At 62.4% G+C, this 14,560-nt stretch carries 16 protein-coding genes, 1 tRNA gene and 1 pseudogene; 12 read left to right on the forward strand and 6 right to left on the reverse strand.

What is annotated here, in order from left to right:
- Positions 1-12: 12 nt before the first annotated feature.
- Together H5P29_RS07320 and H5P29_RS07325 are read right to left on the reverse strand one after the other, a co-directional pair.
- Complete coding sequence (locus H5P29_RS07320) at positions 13-483, reverse strand: nucleoside deaminase (protein WP_154386209.1); 471 nt, start codon at positions 481-483, stop codon at positions 13-15.
- Positions 484-493: 10 nt separating this feature from the next.
- Entirely contained in the window at positions 494-1,087 is a 594-nt protein-coding gene (locus H5P29_RS07325) for an ankyrin repeat domain-containing protein (protein WP_210252527.1), read from the reverse strand.
- Between the two features lie 274 nt (positions 1,088-1,361).
- On the opposite strand from H5P29_RS07325, the gene rfbA reads away from it, so the two are divergent.
- The 7 genes from rfbA to H5P29_RS07360 all read left to right on the forward strand — a co-directional run bounded on the left by rfbA (position 1,362) and on the right by H5P29_RS07360 (position 8,026).
- Positions 1,362-2,243, forward strand: coding sequence for a glucose-1-phosphate thymidylyltransferase RfbA (gene rfbA / locus H5P29_RS07330; protein WP_185910295.1), 882 nt, complete (start codon positions 1,362-1,364; stop codon positions 2,241-2,243).
- Positions 2,236-2,799, forward strand: a complete 564-nt coding sequence (gene rfbC / locus H5P29_RS07335; protein WP_154386206.1) for a dTDP-4-dehydrorhamnose 3,5-epimerase — start codon at positions 2,236-2,238, stop codon at positions 2,797-2,799. The genes rfbA and rfbC overlap by 8 nt, the downstream gene beginning before the upstream one ends.
- Positions 2,796-3,875 carry a dTDP-glucose 4,6-dehydratase gene (gene rfbB, locus H5P29_RS07340; RefSeq protein WP_246787030.1) on the forward strand — a complete coding sequence of 360 codons (1,080 nt, stop codon included), beginning with the start codon at positions 2,796-2,798 and terminating at the stop codon, positions 3,873-3,875. Before rfbC ends, rfbB begins: the two co-directional genes overlap by 4 nt.
- Positions 3,872-4,756, forward strand: a complete 885-nt coding sequence (gene rfbD / locus H5P29_RS07345; protein WP_185910296.1) for a dTDP-4-dehydrorhamnose reductase — start codon at positions 3,872-3,874, stop codon at positions 4,754-4,756. Before rfbB ends, rfbD begins: the two co-directional genes overlap by 4 nt.
- A gap of 217 nt (positions 4,757-4,973) precedes the next feature.
- Positions 4,974-5,816: a glycosyltransferase family 2 protein gene (locus H5P29_RS07350; RefSeq protein WP_067956572.1), complete on the forward strand. Its 843-nt coding sequence runs from the start codon at positions 4,974-4,976 to the stop codon at positions 5,814-5,816.
- Positions 5,813-7,069, forward strand: a complete 1,257-nt coding sequence (locus H5P29_RS07355) for a glycoside hydrolase family 99-like domain-containing protein (protein WP_246787031.1) — start codon at positions 5,813-5,815, stop codon at positions 7,067-7,069. The genes H5P29_RS07350 and H5P29_RS07355 overlap by 4 nt, the downstream gene beginning before the upstream one ends.
- 90 nt (positions 7,070-7,159) lie before the next feature.
- Entirely contained in the window at positions 7,160-8,026 is an 867-nt protein-coding gene (locus H5P29_RS07360) for a D-amino-acid transaminase (protein ID WP_154386203.1), read from the forward strand.
- 294 nt (positions 8,027-8,320) lie between these two features.
- Here H5P29_RS07360 and H5P29_RS32915 read toward each other — a convergent pair.
- The 3 genes and pseudogenes from H5P29_RS32915 to H5P29_RS07375 form a co-directional block, all read right to left on the reverse strand.
- A pseudogene (locus H5P29_RS32915) lies at positions 8,321-8,581 on the reverse strand (autotransporter outer membrane beta-barrel domain-containing protein); the annotation flags it as partial.
- A 198-nt stretch (positions 8,582-8,779) separates the two neighbouring features.
- Entirely contained in the window at positions 8,780-9,310 is a 531-nt protein-coding gene (locus tag H5P29_RS07370; protein ID WP_185910297.1) for an NADAR family protein, read from the reverse strand.
- 105 nt (positions 9,311-9,415) lie between these two features.
- Positions 9,416-9,505, reverse strand: a tRNA-Ser gene (locus H5P29_RS07375).
- A 444-nt stretch (positions 9,506-9,949) separates the two neighbouring features.
- Here H5P29_RS07375 and rplU point away from each other — a divergent pair.
- The 3 genes from rplU to H5P29_RS07390 all read left to right on the forward strand — a co-directional run bounded on the left by rplU (position 9,950) and on the right by H5P29_RS07390 (position 11,383).
- Positions 9,950-10,381 (forward strand): 50S ribosomal protein L21, encoded by a 432-nt coding sequence (rplU, locus tag H5P29_RS07380; protein WP_067956584.1) that lies wholly within the window; start codon positions 9,950-9,952, stop codon positions 10,379-10,381.
- 24 nt (positions 10,382-10,405) lie between these two features.
- Complete coding sequence (gene rpmA / locus H5P29_RS07385; protein WP_055974797.1) at positions 10,406-10,675, forward strand: 50S ribosomal protein L27; 270 nt, start codon at positions 10,406-10,408, stop codon at positions 10,673-10,675.
- A 120-nt stretch (positions 10,676-10,795) separates the two neighbouring features.
- Positions 10,796-11,383, forward strand: a complete 588-nt coding sequence (locus tag H5P29_RS07390) for a GNAT family N-acetyltransferase (protein WP_067956586.1) — start codon at positions 10,796-10,798, stop codon at positions 11,381-11,383.
- Positions 11,384-11,392: 9 nt separating this feature from the next.
- Here H5P29_RS07390 and H5P29_RS07395 read toward each other — a convergent pair whose 3' ends face one another.
- Positions 11,393-12,253, reverse strand: a complete 861-nt coding sequence (locus H5P29_RS07395; RefSeq protein ID WP_154386201.1) for an endonuclease/exonuclease/phosphatase family protein — start codon at positions 12,251-12,253, stop codon at positions 11,393-11,395.
- A gap of 114 nt (positions 12,254-12,367) precedes the next feature.
- Between H5P29_RS07395 and obgE the strand changes: the two genes are divergently transcribed.
- Both obgE and proB read left to right on the forward strand, forming a co-directional pair.
- Complete coding sequence (gene obgE / locus H5P29_RS07400) at positions 12,368-13,405, forward strand: GTPase ObgE (protein WP_067956589.1); 1,038 nt, start codon at positions 12,368-12,370, stop codon at positions 13,403-13,405.
- 6 nt (positions 13,406-13,411) lie between these two features.
- A complete protein-coding gene (gene proB, locus H5P29_RS07405; RefSeq protein WP_154386200.1) occupies positions 13,412-14,560 on the forward strand; it encodes a glutamate 5-kinase in 1,149 nt (382 codons plus the stop codon).

Here is a 14,560-nt window from a genome sequence, read left to right on the forward strand (position 1 = left end):
GGGGTGAAGAGCCTAGGATTGGGACTGTGCAGCCTGCCACTCGGCGTAAAGATGCTGGTGGTCCCGCGGGCGCACCGGGAGATATGCGACTTTCATCGTCTGTTCGGTCGCTGGCCGCGCCAGGTCGGCATAGACAGCTGCCGTCGACAGGCCATAGGGCGCGCCGTCGTCATTCGAATATGCATATGCGACTTCGGTTATGCCGGCCATGCGCATCGCGCCCATGCACATCGGGCAAGGATGGCCGCTTGCATAGACTGTGCAACCGTCGAGCCGTGGCGAGGCCAGGGCCTGACTTGCCGCCCGGATGGCCGACATTTCGGCATGGGCAGTCGGATCATTGGACGAGAGCACTTCATTGACGCCACTGGCGACGACCTCTCCGTTCCTGACCACAACCGCTCCAAAAGGACGGCTACCTCTCGAAATGTTCGCGCGCGCCAGCTCGATTGCCTGGCAAAGGAACTCACTCGACTTGTCCAATTCGGCCTCCTCAGCGGGCGCCGGCGGCAACCAGGACCTTCTCGATCTCGGTGAAGCCGTGCTTGCGTGCGTTCTGCAGCGGCGTTACGCCGTCGCCGTCGGCAAGGTTGACGTCAGCACCGGCGTCGACGAGCAACTTGACGATCGCGACGTGGCGGGGACCGCCATCGCCGAGTACGATCGCCTCCAGCAGAGCCGTCCAGTTGAGCTTGTTGACGTGGTCGACCTCGACACCGGCCTCGATCAGCGTGCGCACGGTTTCGACATGACCGCGTTCGGCGGCCGGGATCAGGGCGGTGCCGCCATAGCGGTTGATGCTCTTGAGATCGGCGCCGTGGGCCAGCGTCATCTTCAGGATCTCGAGGTGTCCGCGTGCGCCGGCATAAAGATACGGGCTGTCATTGATGGCATCCTTGGCGTTGACGTCGGCGCCTGCGTCGATCAGCACCCTGGCAGCTTCGATCTGGTTGCCGTGGGTGGCGAGCAGAAGTGCGGTGCGGCCGCTGTCGTCGCGTGCGTCGATGCTGGCGCCCTTTGCAAGCAGGTCGCGGACAGCTGTCGCGTCACCCTTGCTCGCGCTTGCATGCAATTCACGTTCGAGCATGTTTTCTCCTGCGGCTGGTGCAATCCATGCCATGGCGGCGAATGCCAGGACAGAGGCGATCTTGAGCAATAGGCGGTTCATGTTCCTAATCTTTCGATACGTGTGGCCGAGCGGCTGGATAGCGGGTTCCGCTCCGCAAGTTTTACCTTCTGAAACCAAATCTGTTCGTGATTGTGGCAGACGAAGGTGATGTCTTGTTTGTGCGTCCCATACGGTCTATTGCGGTTTGTCAGCCGGGACGGGGGTCAGAAGGCAACGACACCAGGGATGTACCGTGAAGGGAATTATACTTGCGGGCGGTAGTGGCACGCGACTCTACCCTGCAACACTTGCAGTATCGAAGCAGATACTTCCGATATATGATAAGCCGATGATCTATTATCCGCTCGGCGTTCTCATGCTGGCGGGTATTCAGGACATCCTTATCATCTCGACGCCGCGCGATCTGCCGCAGTTCCAGCAGTTGCTCGGCGACGGCTCGGCGTTTGGCGTGTCGTTTTCCTATGCCGTCCAACCTTCTCCCAACGGCTTGGCCGAAGCGTTCATCATCGGACGCGAGTTCATCGGCAACAGCCCGGTGGCGCTTATACTTGGCGACAACATCTTCTATGGCGACGGCCTGTCGGAGCGCTGTCGGGCAGCCGTTGCCCGCGAGAGCGGCGCTTCGGTCTTTGCCTACCATGTCGAGGATCCGCAGCGTTATGGCGTCGTGTCATTCGACCGGGAGACCCAGCGTGCCCTGTCGATCGAAGAAAAGCCTGCGCAGCCGCGCTCGAACTGGGCGGTGACAGGTCTCTATTTCTACGACAATTCGGTGGTCGAAATTGCCTCGTCGATCAAGCCATCGGCGCGTGGCGAACTGGAGATCACCGACGTCAACCGCACCTATCTCGAGCGCGATACGTTGCATGTCGTCCGCCTGGGCAGGGGCTACGCCTGGCTCGATACCGGCACTCATGACAGCCTCCACGAGGCGTCGTCCTTCGTGCGCACCATCGAGCATCGCCAGGGCATCAAGATCATGTGCCCGGAAGAGATCGGCTTCGAACTCGGCTGGGTCAGCGAAGAGGACGTGTTGCGCCGTGCCGCCGAGCTCGGCAAGACCGACTATGCCCGCTATCTCGAGCGCCGAGTCTGGGAAATCAGTCATGGTTGAGGTGAGCAAGCTCGGCCTGGACGGCGTTTGCGAAATACGCGTCCCCAGGTTCGATGACGCACGCGGTTTCTTTTCCGAGACCTGGAATGCTGGGAAGCTTGCCCAGGCAGGCATCGCCGTCGATTTCGTGCAGGACAATCACTCGCTGTCGCGGGAGCGCGGCGTGTTGCGGGGGCTGCATTTCCAGAAGCCGCCCTTTGCACAGGACAAGCTGGTGCGGGTCCTGCGCGGATCGATCTACGACGTCGCCATCGACATTCGCGTGGGCTCGCCGACCTTCGGCAAATGGGTGGGGCTGACGGTTTCCGCCAAAGAATGGAATCAGATATTGGTGCCCAAGGGCTTCGCGCATGGCTTTGTTACGCTCGAGCCCGACACCGAAGTTGCCTACAAGGTGTCGGCACCCTATTCGCAGCCGCATGACCGTTCGATCCGCTTCGATGACCCCGACATCGCGATCGACTGGCCGGTAGCCGCACAAGAGCTGATCCTGTCGGACAAGGATGCTGCCGCCCCCTTGCTGACTGATGTCGAAACCGGATTTGTCTACCCGTGAAAAACGTCCCTCAAACTGTGCTGGTCACCGGTGGCGCCGGTTTCATCGGCTCGGCCGTCTGCCGGCATCTGGTGGCAAGCGGCAAGTACCGCGTCGTTAACCTGGACAAACTGACCTATGCCGGCAATCTGACGTCGCTGCGTGATCTCGATGGCAATCCGAACTATGTCTTCCGGAAGGCCGACATCTGCGACACCGACAAGGTGCGCAAGATTCTCGCAGACGAAGCCGTCGATCTCGTCATGCACCTGGCGGCAGAAAGCCACGTCGACCGATCGATCGACGGGCCTATGGCCTTCGTCACCACCAATGTCGTTGGCACGGCGAGCCTGCTGCAGGCCGTGCTCGACCACTGGCGCAGCCTTGGGGAGGAGGCACGCAAGCGCTTCCGCTTCCATCACGTCTCGACCGACGAGGTGTTCGGCGACCTGCCTTTCGATTCCGGCGTCTTCACCGAGGACTCGCCCTACAAGCCGTCGTCGCCTTATTCGGCATCGAAGGCGGCGTCCGATCACTTCGTGCGCGCCTGGCACGAGACCTACGGATTGCCGGTTGTCCTTTCCAACTGTTCGAACAACTACGGGCCCTACCACTTCCCGGAAAAGCTGATCCCGCTGGTCATCGCCAACGCGTTGGATGAGCAGCCGCTGCCGGTCTATGGCAAAGGCGCAAACATCCGTGACTGGCTGTTCGTCGAGGATCACGCCAGGGCACTCGAAGCGGTCATGACCGGGGGGCGGATTGGTGAGAGCTACAACATCGGCGGACGTGCCGAACGCACCAATCTCGAAGTTGTCGAAGCCATCTGTGCCCTGCTTGATGCACGCCGCCCCCGCAATGGCGGCCGCTCGCATCTCGACCTCATCACCTATGTTACCGACCGGCCCGGACATGACCGGCGCTATGCGATCGATCCGACCAAGAGCGAGCAGGAACTGGGCTGGACGCCGCTGGAAACCTTTGAGACCGGCCTCGCCCGGACCGTCGACTGGTATCTCGCCAATGGCTGGTGGTGGCGCCCGATCCGCGAGCAGCGCTTCGACGGAACCCGCCAGGGACTGGTCGCTGCCAAGTGAAGATTCTGGTTACCGGAACATCCGGCCAATTGGCGCTCTCGCTTGCCGAGCGCGCCAAGGGAAAAGCAAATATCGTCCTTGTCGGTCGGCCTGACCTCGACCTTGAAGATTTCGCGACTTTTGCCCCGGTCCTGAAATCGGTCGCGCCTGATATGGTCATCAATGCCGCCGCGCACACCGGCGTCGATCAGCAGGAAGACGAACCCCAGCGCGCATTTCGCATCAATGCCGAGGCGCCGGCGGAATTGGCTCGACTGACCAGGCTTGCGGGCATCCCGATCGTCCAGGTTTCGACGGACTACGTGTTTGATGGCAAGGCGGCGCAGCCTTACTCAGAGACGGACATGCCCAACCCGCAGACGGTCTATGGCCGCAGCAAGCTGGCGGGCGAGGAAGCCGTCCGTGCCGGCAATCCGGACCACCTGGTGGTGCGCACGGCCTGGGTCGTCAGCCGCCATGCCCGCAATTTCGTCAAGACGATGCTCACGCTCGCGGCGACACGCGACAGGCTGCAGGTCGTGGCCGACCAGTTCGGCAATCCGACGGAGGCCCGTGATCTCGCCGACGGCTTGCTGGCGGCAGCTGCCTCGTGGCACAAGCGAGGCGGCTTTCCGCACGGTCTCTACCATCTCGCCGGCCAGGGCCGCGCCAATTGGTTTGAGCTGGCCACTCACGTCTTTGCTGTCAGTGCGTCGCTCGGCGGACCATCCGCGCTTGCAGAACCTGTCGGCAGTGAGCAATGGCCAGCAAAGGCCGCGCGGCCGGCGAATTCGCAACTGAGCTCGGACGCCTTTGCCCGCGATTTCGGCTACCGTGCCGGCGAGTGGCGAGAGCGGGTCGCGGGCCTGGTCACGGAACTGGTCGGATCTGCAAACAGGTGAATCTGACCCTGAGCGCTTTCGAAAGCGAACGCCAGTTGCCCGTTGCCGGAAGGTTCCCGTTTGGTTGATCACCCGATTGCTACGGCGGAAAGAAGCTGTGATTGTACAAATGTTGTCCGGACAGCCGTTTCGCTGCATAGATGCGAGACGAGGAAAAGCTCACTGCTTTGGGTAGGAGTCGACATTTACGTTAAGTCAAGTTGATGCGGACGACTTTATGAAACCGGAAGTGGATCTGATCGTCGTTACCCACAACAGCGGCTCGGTCTTGCCAGTGTTTTTGGCGACTGTTCCGAGTTGTGCAAACGTTGTTGTCGTCGACAACGCCAGCGTCGACGACTCCGTGACGCTTGCCGAGGCTGCCGGGGCGAAGGTCATCGAGATCGAGGAAAATGTCGGCTACGGCAGCGCCTGCAATGTCGGCGCGGCCGCCGGCAATGCGCCATTCCTGCTGCTTGCCAATCCTGACCTTCGCTTCGAGGCGGGCGCGATAGAGGCGCTTGTTGCTGCAGCCGCTGCCCATCCCGACGCCGCCTTCAATCCGCGTTTCTATTCGGGCTCGCGCCGGCGCTTCAGACGGTGGTCGCGACTGCTGCCGGCGTCCGACTTTTGGCACGGGGCGCCACCCAACCATGATTGCGCCATCCCGGTCCTGCATGGCGCCTGCATCTTCATCAGGCGCAAGCATTTCGAGCAGGTTGGCGGCTTCGACCAGAACATCTTCCTGTTCCACGAGGACGACGACCTCAGCGTGCGGCTGCTGCGGGTCGGTGTCGAGCTGCGGCTTGCTGCAGGTGCTGCCGTCGACCATGCGGAAGGCCGCTCCAGCGCGCGGTCGGTCGAGTCGGGCCGCGTCAAGGGTGAAGCGATGGGCCGGTCGCTGGTCTATGTCATGAACAAGCACCAGATGCCGCTTGACGTACCTGCCGAACGTTTCCGTACATGGCTGAAGCTGCTGTGGCCGCATGTGCTGTTCTCCAGTGCGCGACGCTCCAAGCTTCTGGGATTTGCAAACGGATTGAATGGCGGCCCTATGGGCAGTTTCGGGAAGCGCCAGTGAACGCTCTGTCAGGCGCCCCGTGGCGTGAAAGGCCATCCTTCTTGCGCAGAGTCTGGGGAAAGTTGCGGCGGATCGCGCAGCCGTCCCGATGGCTGGCGAGGTCACAGCCGTCGGACCGGCTACACGAGACACAGGTCCGCAATCTCCTTGGCCATTATCCGGCCGGTGACTATAAGCCGATAGCAAGCGAAAAGCCGGCCGCGACCGACGTCCGCCTGGTGGCGTACTACTTGCCGCAGTTTCATCCGACGGCGGAGAACGACGAGTGGTGGGGGAGCGGCTTCACCGAATGGCGCAACGTTGCGCGCGCGTTCCCTGTCTTCGAAGGTCACTACCAGCCGCGGCTGCCGGGAGAACTGGGCTATTATGACCTGCGGTTGCCTGAAGTCATGCGCCGGCAGGTCGAACTGGCCAAGCTCTACGGCATCTCAGCCTTCTGTTTTCATTTCTACTGGTTTGGTGGTCGGCGTCTGCTGGAAGGTCCGCTGGACCATTATCTGGCAACCGCCGATCTCGACCTGCCATTCTCCCTGTGCTGGGCCAACGAAACCTGGTCGCGACGCTGGTCCGGGCGCGAGCAGGACGTGCTTCTGGCGCAGCGGCATTCGGCGGAGGACGACATCGCGGTCATTCGCGGCCTCGACAAATATTTCCGCGATCCCCGCTATCTGAAAATCGACGGCAAGCCGGTTTTCACCGTCTATCGCGCGAGCCTCTTCCCGGACATGAAAGCCACCATCGCACGCTGGCGCGCAGAGATGACCAAGCTCGGATATCCTGGGATCTACCTGATCGCGACGAATGCCTTTGATTTCAGTGCGCATCGCGACCACGGCTTCGATGCGCTGTCCGAGTTTCCGCCGCACAACATCCGCACGCCGAGTATCGAAAGCAGCTTGTCCGTCTCACGCTTCCGGGACAGCGGTCGTATTCGACGCTACGCCGATGTGGTGGCAGCGGAAAAGGTGAAGTCGGTCGAGGCAGGCGTCGTCCATCCCGGCGTCATGCCGTCATGGGACAACAGCGCGCGCCGTCCGACGTCTGCCCAGATCTACCATGGCTCGACGCCCGATCTCTTCGAGCAATGGCTCGGGGACGCGATGGAGCGCGCGCAGGCCAATCCTGCAAACGAGCGCCTTGTCTTCATCAATGCCTGGAACGAGTGGGGCGAGGGGGCGTATCTCGAACCCGACCTGAGATATGGTTACGCCTATCTCGAGGCCTGCGCGGAAGCCCTTCGGAACCATAAGTGACAGCGGCGCCGTCTCGCATAAGGCAATTTCCATCGGGGCGCTGGGCCTGTACAAGGCGCGCTGACATCTCACTTGCATTGGAGAGTACCTATGGCCGGTGGACAAGACCGCATCGTCTGGCTGAATGGCAGCTACCTGCCGGCCGCTGAGGCCAAACTGTCGATCTTCGATCGCGGCTTCCTGTTTGCCGACGGCATCTACGAGGTGACGGCGGTTCTCGACGGCAAGCTAGTCGACAGCGACCTGCACATGGCGCGTCTGGAGCGCTCGGCCCGTGAACTTGGCTTGCGCCTGCCCATCACCACCGCTGCCATCGAAGAGATCGAGCACGGTCTAATCGAGCGCAACGGTCTGCAGGAAGGGCTTGTCTACCTGCAACTGACGCGGGGCGCCGAAGAGCGGAACTTCCTGTTCGGCGAGGAGCTGGAGCCGACACTCCTGCTGTTGACGCAGGCGAAGGTGCTTGTCGATGTTGCCGCAGCAAGGACCGGCATTGCCGTCAAGACGCTGGCCGACCTGCGTTGGGCAAGGCGCGACATCAAGAGCGTGTCCCTGCTGCCGCAGGTCCTGGCCAAGCGCGAGGCCAAGGCGGAGGGCTGCGACGAGGCGTGGATGGTCGAGGACGGTCATGTCTCCGAAGGTGCGTCGTCGACCGCCTATATCGTTACCCATGACGGCAAGATCGTGTCACCCGCCAACAGCCAGCGCACGCTGCCCGGCTGTACGCGGCAGGCGCTTGTCCAGTTGGCCGAGGAGGGCGGCCTGACGCTCGAGCAACGCCGCTTTACCGTCGAGGAAGCCCAGGCTGCTGCCGAAGCCTTCATCACCAGCGCTTCGACCTTCGTCATGCCGGTGACCCGCATCGATGGCAAGCCGATCGGCGACGGCAAGCCGGGACCAGTCGTCACGCGGCTGCGCGAGATCTATATCGACCATGCGCGCGCGAGCGCACGCTGACGGGCAAGGGCTGACCCATCCGGGCCCGTAGCCAGCTGGGCCGGCAAACGCCGTCGCGGCTGCCGAAGATACACGACCATCTTCAGGTCCTGGTAGTCGTCCATGGTCGGCATGGCGTGCATGAAGACGGCTAGAACCGCACCGCAAGGTTTGCCTTGAAGCTGTGATGCTGTGCGTCGGATGCCAGTTGGCCATGATAGGCAAGGCCGACGCTTGCAGCCGCGGAGATGTCGAAGTCGAGCCGGCCTCGGCAATGGCGCTGTCTCTGGCGATCGGTGCCCCCGCGACAGAGAAAGCGCTGGAGTAGCCAAAGGCATTGACTGACGAGGGAAACATGTTGCCGAAAGCGTGGCGCCAGCCGAGCATGCCGCGTGCCCTGGTTTCTATGCCGGCCACTGTAAATGCGGTCGAGGCGCGCAACCCGACGGTGGTGAAGGTGACGTCGGTCGAATCCCTTGCGACGGTGAGAGCCGCAGCGCCGCCCTGTTCGGCAAAGCCATCCGTGTGGAGATTGACGGAGGCGAGATTGGCGAAGGGTTTTGTCGATGGGCAAATCGCGCAACTTTCCGGCGCTGAGTACCTAACCTACGAATCTGCCGGTTGGTGGGAACACCAGGATCTTTATGTCATCCGCAAACCTTCCGCCGCTGCACACGCTGGGATCCAAATGAAGACAGCTGGAGAGTAATATCGGTCGAGTAGATCTACAGCGGAGTGGTTAGCGGACATACAGATCAGGGCTATAAGGCGGTATCAGACTCTAATGCGGTCTCGCACGTTCATGAGCGCGAAGCCGAGCAAATTGTCGCCACGCCACAGGAGTGGATTGGCTGCTCGCTTGTCATCAGCGGCCAAGCCGATGCCCCACACGCGGTCCACCGGGCTTGCTTCAACTAGAATCTGATTGCCGGTAGACAGCAGAAATGCCCCGAGCGCCTTGTTTTGGGAGAACTTTGCGAAGCTTCCTTCAGTGACGATGCGGCGCTTCTCTCCATCCCAACGCGCCTCATCAAAACCGCGCACCTCGCGACCGATCTGCTTTGCCTGCTTGGGACTTCGCGCCTTAAGGACGTGCTGCACCGCTTCTTGGTCGCCAAACAGCCGCGCCTTCTCAGCCGTGGGATAGCGGATGCTGGCCACCTCAAAGGCCGCAGACCACCACTGGCTGAAGCGTGAGGCAGTTATCCGTCCATCTTTTGCAGGCTGGTGCCCCCAGAAGAAAAGGAACTTCAGGCGTGCCTTGGCACGGAACGCTGTCTCAAGGTGGGCGCGATCATGAACCATAATCTGCACTCTAAAGCAGCAATGCCGAACATCGGCAATGAAGGCAGGAAGCCGCCGTTGCGGCCTCAAGATATTTAGGGCTTTAAGCGTAGAAGCGGCGGTGTCTGGCGGAGAGGGAGGGATTCGAACCCCCGATGGGCTTGCACCCATGCCGCATTTCGAGTGCGGTGCATTCGACCACTCTGCCACCTCTCCGCGGTCGTGATCGGCCGTTGCCGGCGCGGCGCAGTAGATAACGGCTCATGGCCTGTCGCACAAGGCCAAATGTGACCGAGTTGGCGTATCTTTTTCATTGAGCCGATTTAGCCAGATGGACGCTGCGTCAGCCCGGTGGAAAATCTCGGTCAGAGAGACTGGCTTCACGGGCGTTTGGGTTATGCGGGCGTCGCCTCGGCAGTTGTTCGCTTGAGCTGAAGCCTGTATCCGGGACTGGACTGCGTGAGGCTCGCGTCTGCACGGGAGGCCTGGCCGGGCTCGAAAGCGCAGCTTTGCCAAGGTGTTCGCCTTGACTTCATGGCAACCTTCGGTTACGGGACCCCTGCAATCGGCGTGGAGGGTCCTCTGCGCCGTTTGTCATGAACCCGTAACGACTGACAAAAAGACGGCCGAAAAGGCCGACCGAACAGCGAAAGGCACAAAATGTTCGCAGTCATCAAAACGGGCGGTAAGCAGTATCGCGTTGCCGCCAATGATGTGATCAAGGTTGAGAAGCTCGTCGGCGCCGCCGGCGACACCGTGGAATTCGTTGAAGTGCTCGCCGTTGGCGAAGGTGAAAACGCCGAGATCGGCGCGCCCTTCGTCGCGGGCGCAGTGGTGACGGCTGAGGTGGTCGAGCACGGCCGCAACAAGACCGTCATCGCCTTCAAGAAGCGTCGCCGCCAGAACTCGCGTCGCGCCCGCGGTCACCGCCAGCACCACACCACTGTCCGGATCTCCGAGATCCTGACCGGCGGTGCGAAGCCTTCGAAGAAGGCGGCAGTGAAGGCCGAAGCCGCAGCTGATGCAGCTGCAGAAAAGCCCGCGAAGAAGGCAGCGCCGAAAAAGGCTGCAGCCGTCGCGGAATCAGAGTAATCAGAGCGCTGAAGGAGAACATCCATGGCACATAAGAAAGCTGGCGGTTCGTCGCGCAACGGTCGCGATTCAGAGTCGAAGCGCCTTGGCGTCAAGAAGTTCGGTAGCGAGTCCGTGATTCCGGGCAACATTATCGTTCGTCAACGCGGCACCACCTGGCATCCCGGCGTCAACGTCGGCATGGGCAAGGATCACACCCTTTTTGCGCTCGAAGCCGGCGCCGTGACCTTCAACAAAAAAGCCAATGGCCGAACCTACGTATCGGTGAATCCGATTCTCAAGGCCGCGGAGTAGCCGGTTCCGCACTACAACACCGGCGCCCCATCTCGGGAACCGGTGTCTGGCCAAGCCAGGAAAAGGATCAGGGGAGATGGGTTTCCATCTCCCCTTTTTCATTTTCCTGGAGGATTTCACATGGTTGCCGAGAAGGAAGACAGCGAAGACGAAAGGCTGTCGATCGACTGTCCGATATTGCTGACCGAGCGCCTGGTCCTGCGGCCACCGCACGAGGACGACATCCCCGAGCTGGTGCAGCTGGCCGACAACCGCCACATCGCCGAGATGTTGTCGCGGATGCCGCATCCCTACGGCGAGGCCGAGGCGCGAGCCTTCCTGTCGATGGCGCGTAGCAGGCGCGGCGGGGTGGTTTATGCCATCACCATCGCCGACACCGGTGCCTTCGTCGGTTCGGCCGGGCTAAACGTCACCGACCGCGGGCTAGAGCTCGGCTACTGGATCGGTGAACCCTACTGGAAGTCGGGCTATGCCACCGAGGCCGCGCATGCGCTCGTCGATCTCGCCTTCCGGGCAACCGATGTTGCCGTGCTCAACGTCTCGTGCCGGGTCATCAACCCGGCGTCGCGGCGGGTCATCCACAAGTGCGGCTTCCAGTATGCCGGCCAGGGCATGCTGAACTCGATCGTCGCCGGCCAGGTCCCTGTCGAGCGTTACCGGCTCGACCGCAAGACCTGGGCGAGCCTCAGGTCGTGGGCGCGGTTCTAGGCGGACGGCTCAGGCCAGCTCGACCCACACCGGCTGGTGGTCGGAACCTGCCGCATCGCTGTCGATGCGGACGGATTTGACCTTGGCGGCCATGTTGGCCTGAACGAAGACGTAGTCGATGAGGCGGGTTTTTTCCGGATGGGTCGTGTCGGTCCAGGAGACCGACCCATCCGGAACTCCGCCCGCCAGCGTATAGGCGTCGACAGGGTGATGGGCGACGATCTGTGGACCTTCCACCGGGTCGGGCACGCCGGTCATGACGAGATGTTCGGGCGAGCCCGGCACCATGTTGAAGTCGCCCATGAGAACGAATTCCTCGGGGCTGGGGAGCTCGGGGAAACCGTATTCGGCAGCACCGGTGAGGACGCCGCCTTCTGCGGCAAAGGCGTAGACCCGTTCCTTGAGGTGACGGATCTGGGCGATGCGCTCCTCCTGGCTGACGTGGTCGGTGTGTACGGAGTAGACACGCAGCGGACCCGACGGTGCCATAACAAGCGCTTCCAGCGCCGAGCGCTGCAGGTTGCCGCGGCTGAGGCGTTTGCTGCGCGGCAGGAGCAGGTTGCGCGACGCGACGATGGGCCAGCGCGACAGCACCATGTTGCCGAACTGCAGCCGCTTGTTGGCGGGCTTGCCGTCGGTGCCGAGCATGCCGAAGTCGATGTCCATGGCGACGCCGTAGACATGGAAGTAGTCGGGCAGCAGGCGGGCAAGGCCGTCGACCATGTCGGCCATGTCGTTGCGCATGAAGTTGCGGGTCACCTCCTGCAGCGACACGATGTCGGCGCCGTCGACGGCGCGGGCAATGCGGTCGAGGTCGTAGCGCGCGTCGCGGCCGACGCCATACTGGGTGTTGTAGGTGACCAGTTTCATCTACGTCCTTTCGATACGGGCTTCGCGGCCCAATCCGCTCTCGCCCTTCGCCGCGCCTTGCGCTATGGCAAGTGCGCTGAAACAACGAAATAGCAGCAGAAGACGAAGAGTCCGATGAAATTTCTCGATCAGGCCAAGGTTTACATCCGCTCCGGCAACGGTGGCGCGGGTGCAGTGTCGTTCCGGCGCGAAAAGTTCATCGAATTCGGCGGCCCCGACGGTGGCGATGGCGGCCGCGGTGGCGACGTCTGGCTCGAGGTCGTCGATGGTCTCAACACGCTGATCGACTATCGTTACCAGCAGCATTTCAAGGCGCAGACCGGCATTCACGGCATGGGCCGCAACATGACCGGCGCCAAGGGGGCCGATATCACGCTCAAGGTCCCGGTCGGCACGCAGGTCTATGAAGAAGACAACGAGACGCTGATTTGCGACCTGACCCAGGTCGGCCAGCGTTATCTGCTCGCCAAGGGCGGCAATGGCGGTTTCGGCAACCAGCATTTCAAGACCTCGACCAACCAGGCGCCGCGGCGAGCCAATCCCGGCCTCGAAGGCCAGGAGATGTGGGTCTGGCTCAGGCTCAAGCTGATCGCCGATGCCGGCCTCGTCGGCCTGCCCAATGCCGGCAAGTCGACCTTCCTTGCCTCGGTCACGGCGGCAAAGCCGAAGATTGCCGACTATCCCTTCACCACGCTGCATCCGGGCCTGGGCGTGGCCCGCATCGACGCCCGCGAGTTCGTCATCGCCGACATTCCCGGTCTGATCGAGGGCGCGCATGAAGGTGTTGGCATCGGCGACCGTTTCCTTGGCCATGTCGAGCGCACGCGCGTGCTGCTGCATCTGGTCTCGGCGCGGGAAGAAAGCCCTGCCAAGGCCTACAAAACGGTGCGCCGCGAGCTTGAGGCCTATGGCCACGGTCTCGACGAGAAGTTCGAAGTGGTCGCACTTTCCCAGGCTGATACGCTCGATCCAGATGAACGCAAGAAGAAGATGGCATCGTTGAAACGCGCGGCTGGGCGCGCGCCTATCCTCCTGTCGGCGGCGACGCGCGAGGGCGTCGAGGAGACGCTGCGCGCGCTGATGAGCGTGGTCGAAGAGGCACGTCAGGCAAGCGGCGAGGTGGCGCCCTCCGACGCGCGCTGGACGAAGTAGACTGCCATGACGATCCCTACGCTTCGAAGCTACAAGCGCATCACAGTCAAGATCGGCTCGGCGCTGCTTGTCGACCGCTCGACCGGTCTCAAGCGCGAATGGCTGGCCTCGATGGCCGACGACATCGCAACGCTCGCCGAAGGCGGCGCCGACGTGCTGGTCGTCTCGTCGGGCGCGATCGCGCTTGGCCGCACCATCCTCGGTCTCGGCAAGCGCGCCTTGAAGCTGGAAGAGAGTCAGGCCGCCGCGGCCGTCGGCCAGATCGCGTTGTCGGGCGCCTGGGCGGAAGAGCTCGGCCGCAAGGGGCTGAAGTCGGGCCAGATTCTGGTCACGCTCGGCGACACCGAGGAGCGCCGGCGCTATCTGAACGCGCGCGCCACCATATCGACGCTGCTCAAGATGGATGCTGTGCCGGTCATCAACGAAAACGACACGGTGGCGACGAGCGAAATCCGCTATGGCGACAATGATCGCCTGGCGGCGCGTGTGGCGACGATGATGGGATCTGATCTTTTGGTGCTGCTGTCCGACATCGACGGGCTCTACACCGCCCCGCCGGCAAGCGACCCGAATGCCAAATTCATTCCGGTCGTCGACCGCATCACGCCTGATATCGAGGCGATGGCCGGGGGAGCTGCCTCCGAACTGTCGCGCGGCGGCATGCGGACGAAGATCGACGCCGGCAAGATCGCCACTGCGGCCGGCACGGCGATGATCATCACCGCCGGCACGCGGCTGTCGCCGCTGATGGCGATCGAACGCGGCGAACGCTCCACCCTGTTTCGGCCGAGCGGCAATCCGGTGAAGGGCTACAAGACCTGGATCGCCGGCCAGCTCGAGCCGGCAGGACGGCTGACCGTCGATGCGGGTGCCGTCGGTGCGCTGCTGTCGGGCAAGTCGCTGCTGCCGGCCGGTGTGAAGCTTGTCAGCGGCAATTTCTCACGCGGCGACACGGTGGCGATTCTGTCGCCCGAGGGGCGCGAGATCGCGCGCGGGCTGGTTGCCTATGACGCTGCGGATGCCGTAAGGATCGCTGGACTGAAGACGGCGGAGATCGAAACCGTTCTTGGCTACGAGGCACGCTCGGCGATGATCCATCGTGACGACCTCGTGGTCAGCCATACGGACAAGGTTGCGGTGCAAGCGGAAGGGTAG

The sequence above is a fragment of the Aminobacter sp. MDW-2 genome, from assembly GCF_014250155.1.
GTDB classification, from domain to species: Bacteria; Pseudomonadota; Alphaproteobacteria; order Rhizobiales; family Rhizobiaceae; genus Aminobacter; species Aminobacter ciceronei.

Bases quoted from the DNA above. Each gene is read 5' to 3' on its own strand.
- H5P29_RS07325 (WP_210252527.1), bottom strand. From the start codon at position 1,087: ATGCTCGAACGTGAATTGCATGCAAGCGCGAGCAAGGGTGACGCGACA.
- rfbC (WP_154386206.1), top strand. From the start codon at position 2,236: ATGGTTGAGGTGAGCAAGCTCGGCCTGGACGGCGTTTGCGAAATACGC.
- H5P29_RS07350 (WP_067956572.1), top strand. From the start codon at position 4,974: ATGAAACCGGAAGTGGATCTGATCGTCGTTACCCACAACAGCGGCTCG.
- H5P29_RS07360 (WP_154386203.1), top strand. From the start codon at position 7,160: ATGGCCGGTGGACAAGACCGCATCGTCTGGCTGAATGGCAGCTACCTG.
- H5P29_RS07370 (WP_185910297.1), bottom strand. From the start codon at position 9,310: ATGGTTCATGATCGCGCCCACCTTGAGACAGCGTTCCGTGCCAAGGCA.
- rplU (WP_067956584.1), top strand. From the start codon at position 9,950: ATGTTCGCAGTCATCAAAACGGGCGGTAAGCAGTATCGCGTTGCCGCC.
- rpmA (WP_055974797.1), top strand. From the start codon at position 10,406: ATGGCACATAAGAAAGCTGGCGGTTCGTCGCGCAACGGTCGCGATTCA.
- H5P29_RS07390 (WP_067956586.1), top strand. From the start codon at position 10,796: ATGGTTGCCGAGAAGGAAGACAGCGAAGACGAAAGGCTGTCGATCGAC.
- H5P29_RS07395 (WP_154386201.1), bottom strand. From the start codon at position 12,253: ATGAAACTGGTCACCTACAACACCCAGTATGGCGTCGGCCGCGACGCG.
- obgE (WP_067956589.1), top strand. From the start codon at position 12,368: ATGAAATTTCTCGATCAGGCCAAGGTTTACATCCGCTCCGGCAACGGT.
- proB (WP_154386200.1), top strand. From the start codon at position 13,412: ATGACGATCCCTACGCTTCGAAGCTACAAGCGCATCACAGTCAAGATC.